General features: G+C 65.4%; 12 protein-coding genes. 6 read left to right on the forward strand and 6 right to left on the reverse strand.

Going from position 1 to position 13,283, the window contains the following annotated elements:
* Window positions 1-11: 11 nt before the first annotated feature.
* Together ACVW17_RS36790 and ACVW17_RS36795 are read right to left on the reverse strand one after the other, a co-directional pair.
* Window positions 12-164, reverse strand: a complete 153-nt coding sequence (locus ACVW17_RS36790) for a hypothetical protein (protein ID WP_456798789.1) — start codon at window positions 162-164, stop codon at window positions 12-14.
* A 351-nt stretch (window positions 165-515) separates the two neighbouring features.
* The gene (locus tag ACVW17_RS36795; protein WP_456749670.1) at window positions 516-851 is read right to left on the reverse strand and encodes a GYD domain-containing protein; all 336 of its coding nucleotides are present in this window, start codon (window positions 849-851) and stop codon (window positions 516-518) included.
* A 340-nt stretch (window positions 852-1,191) separates the two neighbouring features.
* Between ACVW17_RS36795 and ACVW17_RS36800 the strand changes: the two genes are divergently transcribed.
* Entirely contained in the window at window positions 1,192-2,142 is a 951-nt protein-coding gene (locus ACVW17_RS36800) for an aldo/keto reductase (protein WP_456798790.1), read from the forward strand.
* Window positions 2,143-2,287: 145 nt separating this feature from the next.
* Complete coding sequence (locus ACVW17_RS36805) at window positions 2,288-3,964, forward strand: carbamoyltransferase family protein (RefSeq protein ID WP_456798791.1); 1,677 nt, start codon at window positions 2,288-2,290, stop codon at window positions 3,962-3,964.
* A gap of 28 nt (window positions 3,965-3,992) precedes the next feature.
* Here ACVW17_RS36805 and htpX read toward each other — a convergent pair whose 3' ends face one another.
* The 3 genes from htpX to ACVW17_RS36820 form a co-directional block, all read right to left on the reverse strand.
* The gene (gene htpX / locus ACVW17_RS36810) at window positions 3,993-4,928 is read right to left on the reverse strand and encodes a zinc metalloprotease HtpX (protein WP_456798792.1); all 936 of its coding nucleotides are present in this window, start codon (window positions 4,926-4,928) and stop codon (window positions 3,993-3,995) included.
* A gap of 238 nt (window positions 4,929-5,166) precedes the next feature.
* Entirely contained in the window at window positions 5,167-5,337 is a 171-nt protein-coding gene (locus ACVW17_RS36815) for a hypothetical protein (RefSeq protein ID WP_456798793.1), read from the reverse strand.
* Window positions 5,309-6,823, reverse strand: coding sequence for an ATP-binding protein (locus tag ACVW17_RS36820; RefSeq protein WP_456798794.1), 1,515 nt, complete (start codon window positions 6,821-6,823; stop codon window positions 5,309-5,311). The genes ACVW17_RS36815 and ACVW17_RS36820 overlap by 29 nt, the downstream gene beginning before the upstream one ends.
* 215 nt (window positions 6,824-7,038) lie before the next feature.
* On the opposite strand from ACVW17_RS36820, the gene ACVW17_RS36825 reads away from it, so the two are divergent.
* Window positions 7,039-8,361, forward strand: a complete 1,323-nt coding sequence (locus tag ACVW17_RS36825) for a lytic murein transglycosylase (RefSeq protein WP_456799023.1) — start codon at window positions 7,039-7,041, stop codon at window positions 8,359-8,361.
* Window positions 8,362-8,579: 218 nt separating this feature from the next.
* On the opposite strand, the gene ACVW17_RS36830 is transcribed toward ACVW17_RS36825, so the two are convergent.
* Window positions 8,580-9,911, reverse strand: a complete 1,332-nt coding sequence (locus ACVW17_RS36830; RefSeq protein ID WP_456756372.1) for an IS1182 family transposase — start codon at window positions 9,909-9,911, stop codon at window positions 8,580-8,582.
* A gap of 321 nt (window positions 9,912-10,232) precedes the next feature.
* Between ACVW17_RS36830 and ACVW17_RS36835 the strand changes: the two genes are divergently transcribed.
* From ACVW17_RS36835 to ACVW17_RS36845, 3 genes are all read left to right on the forward strand, one after another.
* On the forward strand, window positions 10,233-10,736 hold the full coding sequence (locus ACVW17_RS36835) for a DUF1993 domain-containing protein (protein ID WP_456798795.1): 504 nt from the start codon (window positions 10,233-10,235) through the stop codon (window positions 10,734-10,736).
* 236 nt (window positions 10,737-10,972) lie between these two features.
* Window positions 10,973-11,833: an SDR family NAD(P)-dependent oxidoreductase gene (locus ACVW17_RS36840; RefSeq protein WP_456798796.1), complete on the forward strand. Its 861-nt coding sequence runs from the start codon at window positions 10,973-10,975 to the stop codon at window positions 11,831-11,833.
* Between the two features lie 87 nt (window positions 11,834-11,920).
* Window positions 11,921-13,024: an alkene reductase gene (locus ACVW17_RS36845; protein ID WP_456798797.1), complete on the forward strand. Its 1,104-nt coding sequence runs from the start codon at window positions 11,921-11,923 to the stop codon at window positions 13,022-13,024.
* Window positions 13,025-13,283 lie beyond the last annotated feature (259 nt).

Here is a 13,283-nt window from a genome sequence, read left to right on the forward strand (position 1 = left end):
CAACTAGTCGGTCATTGTTGCAGGCATGTGACGCGCGCCGAGATGCTGGCGGCGCGGTGCGCGCGGCAGGCGGTGCCGCTGATCTGCGGCCGGTCGTCTTCCTGGAAGCGGACCCCATGGGCGGCGAGGAAGGATTTGGCGTGCGCGGCATCGACCGCCAGCACTTACCAGCAACGTCTATTCATACACCGCACTCTTTACTTCATTTCACGGAACGCGACAGATTTTTCCGGCAAGTCTCGTTATCGACCACGCGCGTTGCTCGCGGCCAGGATCCGTCGGCGGACCTGGCTTGCCGTACGAGGCGGCGGACGTCATGCGACGGCACAACCAGCCGGGGCTTTGCGAGCCGGCAGGCGCGCACGACATCCGCCTGAGCTACTGCCCATCCGTTGACCGCGCCCCGGATCAGTGGCGCGCAACGGCCCCCGTCTCCGCGCGGCACGCTGGACAGCGCCGCCGCGCGAGAGTGACAGCAGTCGTCAGGTCACTTGCGGTTCTGATCGTCCGCCGTGTCAGCTGCCGGGCGGCGAGTAGACGCCCTTGAGCTTGCTTGCGTGCTGACGCACCACCTTGATCTCATCCTGGGTGAAGAGCCGCACCAGCCGTACATTCTGCATCGCGCCGGCCGCCACGACCACGCCGCTGATCGCGGGTGCGAAGCTTGGATCCGGCACGTCGAAGATCACCATCACGCCGGGACCGTCGGCCGCCGTGCTGTACATCGAAATCAATTTGCCGCCGGCCGTCTCGATCAGCTTCTTCGCGGCCTCGTACCGGTTGGTCCCCGGGTTTTCCATGATGTTGTTGAGAGAACGCGGGGTGTATTCACCAGAGAAGCAGAAATGCATGGCAATTGCTCCATTTGGCTGGAATGAAAATGGCACTGACCCAGGCGCGGCCCAGGCAGAAGATTATTCGTACTGAAAATGAGACCATAAGGCCTGCCGATGGCCATTGACGCTGCCGCGCATTCTCCGGAATTCGGCGTGACCGGTGGCAGCTCGCCGGGCAATCTACATCAAACATCGTGCAAATGAAATCGCATTCCTGCGCGACGGACCATGCATGCCCGACACGGCCCGGAGGGGCAGCGCGCCTGACCTGAGGCACGGCCTCGGCGTCTTGCAAACAACGGCAATCTGCCGCAGTCTCGCGCGCCTCCCGTTGATAACAAGAGAAACAACACTCATGAAGCATCGTGCGCTCGGCCGTTCCGGCCTCACCGTCCCTCCCTTGTGCTTCGGCTGCAACGTGTTCGGCTGGACGGTGGACGAGGCCTCGTCGTTCCGGCTGCTCGACACCGTGCTGGATCAGGGGCTGACATTCCTGGATACGGCGGACGTGTATTCGCGCTGGGTGCCGGGCCACAGCGGCGGCGAGTCCGAGACCATCATCGGCAAATGGATGAAGACGCGCGGCAACCGCGACCGCGTCATCCTCGCCACCAAGGTCGGCATGGACATGGGCGGCGGCAATGTCGGGCTGAAGCCGGACTATATCGCGCGTGCGGTTGAGGACTCGCTGCGTCGGTTGCAGACCGATTTCATCGACCTCTACCAGTCGCATAAGGACGATGAGACGACGCCGCAGGAAGAGACGCTCGCGGCCTACGATAAACTGATCAAGGCCGGCAAGGTCAGGGCGATCGGCGCATCGAACTTCTCGCCGGCGCGGCTCAAGGCGGCCCTCGATATCTCCAAGGCGAACGGACTGCCCCGCTACGAGAGCATGCAGCCCGAATACAGCCTGGCGGAACGGTCGAGCTACGAAGGCGCGCTGCAACAGGTTTGCGAGGACAACCACGTCGGCGTGATCACGTTCTTCTCGCTGGCCGCCGGCTTCCTCACCGGCAAATATCGCTCGGAGGCCGACTTCGCCAAGAGCCCGCGCGGCGCACGCAGCATTCCAAAATACATGAATCCGCGCGGCCTGCGCATCCTGGCCGGCCTCGATGAGGTCGCCGCGGAAACCCGCGCCGAGCCTGCCGCGGTCGCGCTCGCCTGGCTGATGGCAAAACCCTCGATCACCGCGCCGATTGCCAGCGCGACCAGGCCCGAGCAGGTCGCAACGCTGGTCGCAGCGACCAGGCTCGAGTTGAGCAAGGTCCAGGTCGAACGGCTGGACGCTGCGAGCGCATAGCGCGTTTCGCGCGGATCGAACTGCGGCTTTTGGCCTCCAATGCGCGGCCTCGATACCGCCTTACTATTCCGGACAGCTTGCGCCGTTTGCTCCGTTCCGATGTGATCGGAGCGGAAGACGGCTCCAGGCGCAGGGGGAGACGCTGGTGAACATCCTCGGGATCAACTCGGTGTATCACGAGTCCGCCGCCGCGCTGCTGGTTGACGGCAGGCTCGTCGTGGCTGTCGAGGAAGAGCGGTTCAACCGCATCAAGCACGGCAAGCCGGCCGAGTTCGACAACCCGCATCAACTCCCCGAACGCGCGATCCGGTTCTGCCTGAACCACGCCGGACTCACCACGCGCGATATCGACCACGTCGCCTACTCGTTCGATCCCGCTCAGCGTCGCAAGCGGTATCGCGCCGAATGGTGGGATCCGCGGCTGGAGGAGACCTTTCGGCTCCGGCTCGGTCAGGTGCCGGGCGCCATCGACGACCTGCTTGGACGCTCGCTGCGGCAGCGACTGCATTTCGTGCCCCATCACATGGCGCACGCTGCATCCGCCTACTTCCCGTCGGGCTTCGACCGCGCGGCGATCCTGACCATCGACGGAATCGGCGAGACCGCCGGCACCTCGCTGGCGAAGGCCACCGGCAGTCGCATCCATACTGTCGAGACCTTCGAATATCCGCACTCGATCGGCTTCATCTGGGAGGTGTTCAGCGGCTATCTCGGCTTCTCGCATTACGATGCGTCGAAAGTCATGGGCCTGGCGGCCTACGGCGATCCGGAGGTCTATCGTCGGCAGTTCCAGTCGATCATGCGTTCCGACGAGGTGAACTATGGTGTGTCGCCGGCCTATCTCGGCAACAGCCCGGAGCGCTACGCGCGAATGGAAGCCGTGTTCGGCCCGGCGCGCTATGAAGACGGCGAAATCCTGCCGCGGCACGCCGACATGGCGGCGGCGTTGCAGGAGGCGACGGATGCCGCGGTCATCGCTGCCGTCCGGCGTCTCAAGCGCAGGGTGCCATCGGACAATCTGTGCCTTGCCGGAGGCGTCGCGCTCAATTGCGTGACCAACGATCGGGTCAGGCGTTCCGGCGAATTCAAGAATGTGTTCATCCCGTCCGCGCCGCATGACGCGGGCACGGCGATCGGCGCTGCCTTTGCCGTGCATTGCGCGAAGCACAAGCGTCCACCCGAGCGCGGCAACGATACGCCGTATCTCGGCCCCGCGTTCAAGCAGCGCGAGATTCTGGCAGCGGTCAAGTCGGCCGGGCTCAAGGCAACGCGCAGCAAATCTCCGGCGCGCGATGCCGCCGAGATGATCGCCGGCGGCAAGATCGTCGCTTGGTTCCAGGGCCGCATGGAGTTCGGACCACGCGCGCTGGGCAACCGCTCCCTGCTCGCCGATCCCAGGCGGCCGGACATGCGCGACATCCTCAATCAGAAGGTCAAGCACCGGGAGGATTTCCGGCCGTTCGCGCCGAGCGTGCTGGCCGAGCACGCCGAGGAATGGTTCGAGATCGGCGCGCCGACGGCCAGTCATGCATTCATGCTGTTTGCATGTCCAGTCAAGTCGGATCGGCGCGATCTGATCCCGGCGGTCGTGCATCGCGACGGCAGCGCCCGGGTGCAGATCGTCAGCCGCAGATCAAATCCGCGCTTTCACGAACTGATCTCCTGCTTCCATGCCAAGACCGGTGTGCCGCTTGTCGTCAACACGTCCTTCAATGACAGCGAGCCGATCGTCTGCACCCCCATGGATGCGATCGTCACGTTCCGCAAGTCCGGCATCGACGCGCTGGTCATGGACGACGTGGTGCTGACGGCAAAAGCGTGACCTCGCCCGCATCTGCGGCGCCGGGAGCTTAACCCCAAGGACCGCGCGGGCTTGATGAGCCCTGCGATCCGCCCCATGGGCTGCGCGGCGGAGTGCCGGCCGGACGCGGCGCGGTCTGGGTGCCGAGCTCGGCGGCGAGTTGCTGGAGCGCGGCGATGCGGTTCGCGGTCGAGGGATGGGTGGCGAACAGATTGTCGACGCCGTGGCCCGACAGCGGGTTGATGATGAACATGTGCGCGGTGGCCGGATTGCGCTCGGCCTCCATGTTCGGCACCTGATGCGAAGCGTTCTCGATCTTGGCGAGCGCGGACGCCAGCCACATCGGCTGGCCGACGATGCGCGCGCCGTAGTTGTCGGCGGCATATTCGCGGGTGCGGCTGATCGCCATCTGCACCAGCATGGCGCCGAGCGGCGCCAGGATCATCATCGCGATCGAGCCGATGATGCCGGGGCCGTTGTTGTTGCGGTTGCCGCCGAAGAACATGCCGAACTGCGCCAGCATCGAGATCGCACCGGCGATCGTCGCCGTGATCGTCATGGTCAGCGTGTCGTGGTGCTTGATATGCGCGAGCTCGTGCGCGATCACGCCGGCGAGTTCCTCGCGGCTGAGTTGCTGCATCAGTCCTGACGTGACGGCGACCGCCGCATTCTCCGGATTGCGGCCGGTCGCGAACGCGTTGGGCTGCGCCTCGTCCATCACGAACACGCGCGGCATCGGCAGGTTCGCGCGCTGGGCGAGCTCGGCGACAAGGTTATGGAGTTCAGGCGCCGAGCGCGCATCGACCTGATGGGCGCCGTACATCGACAGCACCATGCGATCGGAATTCCAGTAAGCGAACAGATTTGTCGCAGCCGCGACGATCAGCGCGATCACGGCGCCGGTGCCACCGCCGATCAGATAGCCGACCCCCATGAACAGGGCGGTGAGGCCGGCAAGCAGGAGCGCGGTACGAAAATAGTTCATCGTGGTTCCCTGACGGCAGGTGGAATGCTGCCACAATCGACGCCGCTGAGGTAGGGATTTCGCCGCTGACGTCGCAAGGGGAACGCGTGCGTCGCAGCGACGCGGCGCGGATTAACGATTGGTCATCCTACCGGTAGTCGACTGTAGCCCCGGATGGAGCGCAGCGAAATCCGGGGTAATTCCACCGCGGAGCAGATCCCGGATTGCGCTTCGCTTCATCCGGGCTACGGCATCGTGCCTACTCCGCCGGCTCCTGCTGCGGGAGCGCGGTTTCCTCCTCGCGCAGCGCAAACCGCAGCATGCGCGCGAGCTGGGCGCGGCTGTAGGGCTTGGCCAGGAACAGGATGCCCTGCTCCAGCTTGCCGTCCTGGTCGATGGCGTCATCGGTGTAGCCCGACGTGAACAGCACGCGCAGGCCGGGGGCGGCGCTTCTGCGCCTCGGTGGCGAGATCGCGCCCGTTCATCGCGCCGGGCATGATGACGTCGGTGAACAACAGATCGATCGGCGCGCCGCTGTCGAGCACGGCGAGCGCTTCAGAGCCGTTGTTGGCCGACAGCGCCGTGTAGCCGAGGCTCTCGATCTGCGTCAGCACGTAGGAGCGCACCAGTCTGTCGTCCTCGACGACAAGCACGATCTCCTGCGCGCCGCGCACGTCCGGCTGCCGCCGCTCGGGCACCGCGGCCGGCGAGACCGCCACTGCGCGCGGCAGATAGAGCATCACCCTGGTGCCGCGACCGACCTCGCTGTCGAGCGTGATGTGGCCGTTGGACTGCTTGACGAAGCCGTAGACCATGCTGAGCCCAAGACCGGTGCCCTTGCCGACATCCTTGGTGGTGAAGAACGGCTCGAACACCTTTGCCAGATCGGCCTCCGCGATGCCCTGGCCGTTGTCGATCAGCGCGATTGCGACATAGTCGCCGGCGGCGAGCCCGTCATGGCCGTGCACGTCCGAAGGCTTCAACTCGGCGGTGCGGGTCTCGATCCGGAGCCGGCCGCCCTTCGGCATCGCATCGCGGGCGTTCAGCGCCAAATTGATGATCGCGGTGACGAGCTGATTGGAATCGACCAGCGCGCGCGGCAGATTGGGCGCAGGGTGGAAATCGATGTCGACATGGTCGCCGATGGTCGGGCGCAGCAGCTCGATGGTGTCGACCATCAGCGCGTTGACATCGACGTCGCTCGGCTGCAGCGGCTGCTTGCGGGCGAACGCCAGCAGATGCCGCGTCAGCGAGGCGCCGCGATCGGCGGCGTCGCGGATCAACCCGGTGATCTCGGTCAGCTGCCGGTTGTGGGTCACCGCATCGGACAGGATGTCGATGGTGCCGGTGATGACGGTGAGGATGTTGTTGAAGTCGTGCGCGATGCCGCCGGTGAGCTGGCCGACCGCTTCCATTTTCTGCGCCTGGCGGATCTTGCTCTCATTGGCCTCGGCCTCGCGGAACCGCTCGAGCAGGAATTCCGAACGCTGGCGCTGCCGTCCTTCCTCGGCGAGCGCGACATGCGCCTCGCGCAGCTGCGCCTCGCTCGGGATCGCCAGGATCTTCGGGATCAGCGGCCACAGCAGCACCGCGGTGAAGATCGAGGCGACCGCGGTCAGCGCCTTGAGCAGCCCCTCGAGGCCGTAGATCGGCACCCATAGCGTGTAGATCGAGAACACGTGGGTGAGGCCGCAGGCGAGGATGAAGGTGGCGAACGGCCAGGCCATCCAGCCGAACTGGAAATCGCGCCGCTTGGAAACCAGGATCGCCAGCGCAAACGGGATCGAGAAATAGGAAGCGGCAATCAGTGCGTCTGAAATCACATGGAGCCAGATCAGTTCCGGCTCCCACCACAGGCAGATGCCGTGTGGCGAAAATGTCGACGAATCCAACAGACGCTCGAGAAAACTCCACATGGGTCCCTCCGGGCGTAATCGATCCGCCGACACCCCTGCCCGCGAATCACTTGGCCGATCATAGCGGCGGCCAATCAACCTGCCGAAGCCCAATTGGTCTAACAGGCCCTCCCCCGTTGTTGTTGCCCGGTATCGCCCTGGTGTATGCAGTTTGGGCCATTTCCCTTCCCCAGCCGGTGACATCGATGCCAGCATCTCCCCTCCGCGCCCCGATCATGTTTGCAGCGATCGCAGGCGCGCTGGCGCTCTCCCAGCTGGCCTTGGCACAGCAGCCGCTGCCCAATCCCGCAGGCGCCGCCCCGGTTCGGGCGCGCCCGGCCGCGGTGGCTTCGCCGCGGGCCGCGTCCTGCCACAACGGACAGAGCTTTGATCGCTTCCTTGCCGAGCTGAAGCAGAAGGCGGTCGCCGCCGGCGTGTCGCAGCGTACGATCGCGGAGGCCGCGCCCTACCTCGTCTACGACCAGGGTATCGTCAACCGCGACCGCGGCCAGCGCGTGTTCGGGCAGATCTTCACCCAGTTCGCCGGCCGCATGGCCGCGAACTACCGCATGCAGCAGGGCCAGCAATACATCCGAACCTACGCGGCCGCGTTCGCGCGCGCCGAGAAGGAGTACGGCGTGCCGCCGGCGGTGATCGCCGCGTTCTGGGGACTGGAGAGCGATTTCGGCGCCCAGATGGGCAATCTGCCGACGCTGAAATCGCTGGTGTCGCTGGCCTATGACTGCCGCCGCTCGGAGATGTTCCAGGGCGAGACCATCGCGGCGCTGAAGATCATCGAGCGCGGCGATCTCTCGCCCGACGAGATGATCGGCTCCTGGGCCGGCGAGCTCGGCCAGACGCAATTCCTGCCGACGCATTATTTCAACTATGCGGTCGACTATGACGGCGACGGCCATCGCAATTTGTTGCAGAGCGGGCCCGACGTGATCGGCTCGACCGCGAACTACATCGCCAACGGATTGAAGTGGCGGCGCGGCGAGCCGTGGCTACAGGAGGTGCGCGTGCCGCAGGCCGCGAATTTCGCGAACTTCCCCTGGGACCAGGCCGACCTCACCATCAAGCTGCCGCGCTCGAAATGGGTCGCGCTCGGCGTCACCTTGAGCGACGGCAAGCCGCTCGCCAATGACGAGTTGCCGGCCTCGCTGCTGCTGCCGATGGGCCGGATGGGCCCGGCGTTCCTCGCCTACCCGAATTTCGCCGCCTACACCGAATGGAATAACTCGCTGATCTATTCGACCACCGCCGGCTATCTCGCCGGCCGCATCGCCGGCGCGCCGCCGATGCAGCGGCCGCACGCCCCGGTCGCGCAATTGCCGTTTGGCGAGATCAAAGAGCTGCAGGGATTGCTGGCGCGCGCCGGCTATGACGTCGGCAAGATCGACGGCGTGCTCGGCCAGGCGAGCCGCAGCGCGGTGAAAGCGATGCAAATGAAATACGGCCTGCCCGCGGACTCCTGGCCGACGGCGGAGCTCTTGGCGCGGATGCGCGGCGGCGGTCGCACGCAGCCGGCCGCGGATGCGACGGCGCCGACGCGGTAGGTTCACTGCCCGTGGCCCGGATGGAGCGAAAGCGAAATCCGGGGCCGCTCACCAGATTACGCAGAATCCCGGATTGCGGTGCGCTCCATCCGGGCTACGCAGACTCTTGATCCGTCACCCTGAGAGCTTGTGACGGATTCGGCTCCTGCGGAGTTTTTGGCGGCTGTTCGTTGCAGCAATTGGCAGGTTTGAGTTCGAGTTCGGCGATGACCCGTTGTTTAGGCTCTGGAGAGGCGGTTGCCTTGCAGGATGTTGTTGACGAGGGCGTACCAGAGCACGACGGCGCGGACCTTTTCGATGCCGCGCACGGTCAATTGCCGCAGGTCCCAATTGCGCCAGCGGGCATGGATGCACTCGCAGATCGACCGGGACCTGTATCGGGCCTTGCCCTCTTCGCTCGCCATTCGCGCACGCCAGGCCAACACCCCCGGACCGTCGCCGCGCCGCGGTAGATAGGGATCGGTACCGTGCTTGGATTGAGTGGGCGGACAAAAGATATCGATGCCCTCGGCATAGGCCCATTCGATGTCCTCGGCACTGCCAAAGCCGCCATCGACGAGATGGTCCTTGGGCAACCCTCCGGGCCGCGCACGCTGCCGCTCCAGCATGGGGCGCATCAGGCCGCGATCGGATCCGATGTTGCAAATTCTGGTGTCGACGACGATCTGCTCCCCGGCCACGCTCGTCACCTGCACGTTGTAGGCGGGGCGGAAGCCGCCGTTCGCCATCTTCATGACCCGTGCATAGGCGTCCGTCGTGGAGGCCCGCGGCTCCTTCGGCGTCTTGCCGTTGCCGCGACTTTCTTCGCGCTCCTTGCGCTGCTGCTTGATCTCGGCGAGCGCCGTCTGCGCCGCCTTCACCCGCGCGCTGCGTTCCCGCGCGGCCCGCTCCTTGGCTGCCCGGGCACGCTTATTGCTGGCGTCCGAGCGTGTGTCGACCTCGCGCTTGAGGTCTTCCACCACGGCCTCAGCCTGCGCCAAATGCTTATCCAGCGTCGCCTCGCGCCGGAACGAGGCGGCCCCGGCGCTGGCCCGGACCCGCATGCCATCCTGCGCCAAGGTCTCCAGATCGACGAGACCGGCCTTTGCCAACGCTGCCAGATGCTCACTGAGCAGTCGGTCAAGCAGATCGGCGTTGCCGACCCGGAAGTCTGCCAGCAGGTGATAGTTCACCGACACCCCGCCGCACAGCCAGCGATAGGCATCGTGGCTCTCGCACAGCCGCTCCAACGCCCGCGCGCTGCCAACGCCTTCGCTGGCGGCATAGAGCCACAGCGCCAGCAAAAGCCGGGGCGAGGTCGCGGGGTGACCGGGACGATCGCCGCGAGCCTTGATCCGGTCCTCCAACTCACTCAGATCAAGCTCTTCGACATAAGACCAGATCAGCCGCACCGGATGGTCTTCCCCGATCAGGCTCTCAATATCAACCGCTCGCAGCGCAATCTGGTCGCGCTGGGGCTCACGCAGCCGCGGAGCGCCGGGCAAGCCCGCTTCGGCTGGTGGCTTCGCCTGCTCCGGCAGGTCCCCAAACAACTCATCGGCAGCCAACATCACCTCCCGCGAATCCATCATCGCCAGAGAATCACACCGCGCCGGCTTTCGGCTATAATGCTCGCTGAAACCCCAAAAAAATCACACCCTCTGAGGACCGCGAAGCGCGTCTCGAAGGGTCGACGGCCACCAGCTGGGCCGTGCATCCGTCGAGACGCGCTTCGCGATCCTCAGGATGACGGGACTGAGAGGGCGCGCCGCCGCAGGAAATATTTGACCAACTGTTACGGCCCCCCGCAGTTGTATTCTTCCCTTTGCCGCCCCATGTGCAGCATCGCCGTTCGGTCACATCCGGATTTCATCAGACCCAGGGAGCATCACATGTCCTTTTATGACGCCGTCGTCCCCGCCTATTTGCAGATCCTCAACAGCCTCACCGGCGAGCTCACCAAGGCGGAGGCGCATTGCGAGGCCAGGAAGATCGCGCCCGAGGTGCTGCTGGGATCGCGGCTCTATCCGGACATGCTGCCGCTGACCAAGCAGATTCAGCTGGTCTGCGACCATGCCTCCAGAGGCTGCGCGCGGCTGACCCACAGCGCGGTGCCGTCGACGCCCGACACCGAGACGACCTTCGGCGACCTGAAGCAGCGGCTCGCCAACACGATCACCTATGTGAAGTCGTTCAAGCCCGAGCAGTTCGAGGGCGGCGAAGCCAAGGACGTCACCTTCCCGATCGGCGCCGAACGCACCATGACCTTGAAGGGCCAGCAATTCCTCAACGCATTCTCGTTCCCGAACTTCTACTTCCACGCCGTCACCGCACACGGCATCCTGCGCCACAACGGCGTCGAGATCGGCAAGCGCGACTTCCTTGGCGTGAGCTGACGCGCGCTTAGCGCGTCATTCCGGGGCGATGCGCAGCATCGAACCCGGAATCTCGCGATTATGCGGCACGAGATTCCGGGTTCTCGCTTCGCGAGCCCCGGGATGACAGTTCTCCAATCAATATTCCCCGCGGCGGCATTTTCTCACCTCTCGCCAAGGCTACGGCGGACACGTCGCCTCACGCTCTCTCCCGTGCTACTGCTCCCTGACAACAACAAGACGTCAGGGAGCTCGCCATGTCGACCACAACCCACGCACCGAAAGCCGTCGATCCCTCAGCCTCGCTGCACGCGGAAGCGCTGGGGCTCGCGAAAAATCACGGCCGCCTCGCCGGCCGGCGCATCATCGTGGTCGGTGCCGGACAGCGTACGACCGTCGACGCCGAACCGCCGATCGGCAACGGGCGTGCCATGAGCGTGCTGTTCGCGCGCGAGGGCGCATCCGTCGCCTGCCTCGACGTCAACAAGGAGGCCGCCGACAACACTGTCGCGCAGATCACCAAGGAGGGCGGCAAGGCCTTCACCGATGTCGTCGATGTCTCCGACGTCGCGGTGATCGCGCCGGCAGTCGAGCGCTGCGCGCAGAAGCTCGGCGGGCTCGACGGGTTGGCGCTCAATGTCGGCATCTCCTCCGGCCTGTCGCTGCCCAAGATGACGGCAGAAGCCTGGGACCGTGACTACGCCGTCAACGTCCGCAGCCACATGCTGTTCGCGCAGAAGGCGCTGGAACTGATGGCACCGGGCGGCGCGATCATCCTGATCTCCTCGATGGCGAGCCAGCGCGCCGGCGGCCGCAACCCGGCCTATGAATCCTCCAAGGCGGCGCAGATCGCGCTCGGCCGGGCGATCGCGCGCGCCGGCGAGGACAGGGGCATTCGCTGCAACGTGATCGCGCCCGGCTTCATGGATACGCCGATGGGCCGCGACGCCAGCCGCCGGCGGTCCGACCGTGCCGTGACAGTGCCATTCGGCCGCCAGGGCACTGGATGGGAGGTCGCCTATGCTGCGCTGTTCCTGATTTCGAATGAATCTTCCTACGTGAACGCGCATACCCTGTTCCTCGACGCCGGTCACATGGGCGGAATCGTGCGTGGTTAGCCCGCACGGCACGCATGGCCCAGCCATTGCGCTTCTCGCCGCAATGCACAAGTCTGCTCCATCCGTCACTTCCTGGAACATTTCCTCATGAGCCAATCGACCAAACTTCTCGAGCCGTTCAAGCTTGGCCCCGTAACCTTGTCGAACCGCCTGGTGATGGCGCCCTTGACGCGCAACCGCGCGCCGGCACCGAGCTTCGCGCCGGGTCCGCTCGCGGTGGAGTATTACGGCCAGCGCGCCTCCGCCGGCCTGCTGATCACCGAAGCGAGCCAGGTCTCGCAGCAGGGCCAGGGCTATCAGGACACGCCCGGCATCTATTCGAACGAGCAGGTCGAGGGTTGGCGCAAGGTCACCGATCGCGTGCACGAGCGTGGCGGCCGCATCTACATCCAGCTCTGGCATGTCGGCCGCATCTCGCATGTCGCGCTGCAGCCGAACGGCGGCGCACCGGTGGCGCCGAGCGCGATCCGCGCCAAGACCAAGACCTTCGTCAACGGCACCTTCGCCGACGTCTCCGAGCCGCGCGCGCTCGAGCTGTCGGAAATCCCCGGCATCATTGACGATTTCAAGCGTGCCACGGCGAACGCGATCGCCGCCGGCTTCGACGGCGTCGAGATCCATGGCGCCAACGGTTATCTGCTCGACCAGTTCGCCAAGGACGGCACCAACAAGCGTACCGATGCCTATGGTGGTTCGATCGAGAACCGCGCTAGGCTGATGCTGGAAGTGTCCAGGGCGGTTGTCGGCGAAGCCGGCGCCGACCGCACCGGCATCCGCATCTCGCCGGTGACGCCGGCCAACGACGTCTCCGACAGCAACCCGCAGCCGCTGTTCGATCACATCGTCGACCAGCTCAACGCGCTGAAGCTGACCTATATCCATGTCATCGAAGGCGCCACCGGCGGCCCGCGCGACAACGCTCCGTTCGACTACGCCTCGCTGCGCAAGCGCTTCAAGCAGGCCTATATCGCCAACAACGGCTACGACTTCGCGCTGGCCGAGAAGGTGCTGGAAGCCGGTGCGGCCGACCTGATCGCATTCGGCAAGCCGTTCATCTCCAACCCCGACCTGGTCGAGCGGCTGAAGGCCGGCGCCCCGCTCAACGAGTGGGACAAGGCGACCTTCTACGGCGGCGGCGCCAAGGGCTACACGGATTACCCGACGCTGAAGGCGACGGAGGCTGCGGAGTAAACAAGTCCACTCTCTCCATATCGTCATTCCGGGCTGCGCCGCCAGGCGCAGACCCGGAATCCATTGATCCGCATGACTCGCGTCAAGATGGATTCCGGGTTCGCGCTTTGCGCGCCCCGGAATGACGAAAGAGGGTGTAGGCAGGGCGAACGAAAAAGGCCGGGACCGCTCCCGGCCTTTTTGCGTTGCGCGCCCTCGGATTTCTAAGCATCGACGGCCTCGTCGCGCGGTAAGCGCTGGCCACGATCTCCGGCGCCGC

This window comes from Bradyrhizobium sp. USDA 4473, from assembly GCF_054063335.1.

Bases quoted from the DNA above. Each gene is read 5' to 3' on its own strand.
- ACVW17_RS36845 (WP_456798797.1), top strand. From the start codon at position 11,921: ATGAGCCAATCGACCAAACTTCTCGAGCCGTTCAAGCTTGGCCCCGTA.
- ACVW17_RS36830 (WP_456756372.1), bottom strand. From the start codon at position 9,911: ATGTTGGCTGCCGATGAGTTGTTTGGGGACCTGCCGGAGCAGGCGAAG.
- ACVW17_RS36795 (WP_456749670.1), bottom strand. From the start codon at position 851: ATGCATTTCTGCTTCTCTGGTGAATACACCCCGCGTTCTCTCAACAAC.
- ACVW17_RS36820 (WP_456798794.1), bottom strand. From the start codon at position 6,823: ATGTGGAGTTTTCTCGAGCGTCTGTTGGATTCGTCGACATTTTCGCCA.
- ACVW17_RS36800 (WP_456798790.1), top strand. From the start codon at position 1,192: ATGAAGCATCGTGCGCTCGGCCGTTCCGGCCTCACCGTCCCTCCCTTG.
- ACVW17_RS36835 (WP_456798795.1), top strand. From the start codon at position 10,233: ATGTCCTTTTATGACGCCGTCGTCCCCGCCTATTTGCAGATCCTCAAC.
- htpX (WP_456798792.1), bottom strand. From the start codon at position 4,928: ATGAACTATTTTCGTACCGCGCTCCTGCTTGCCGGCCTCACCGCCCTG.
- ACVW17_RS36840 (WP_456798796.1), top strand. From the start codon at position 10,973: ATGTCGACCACAACCCACGCACCGAAAGCCGTCGATCCCTCAGCCTCG.
- ACVW17_RS36825 (WP_456799023.1), top strand. From the start codon at position 7,039: ATGTTTGCAGCGATCGCAGGCGCGCTGGCGCTCTCCCAGCTGGCCTTG.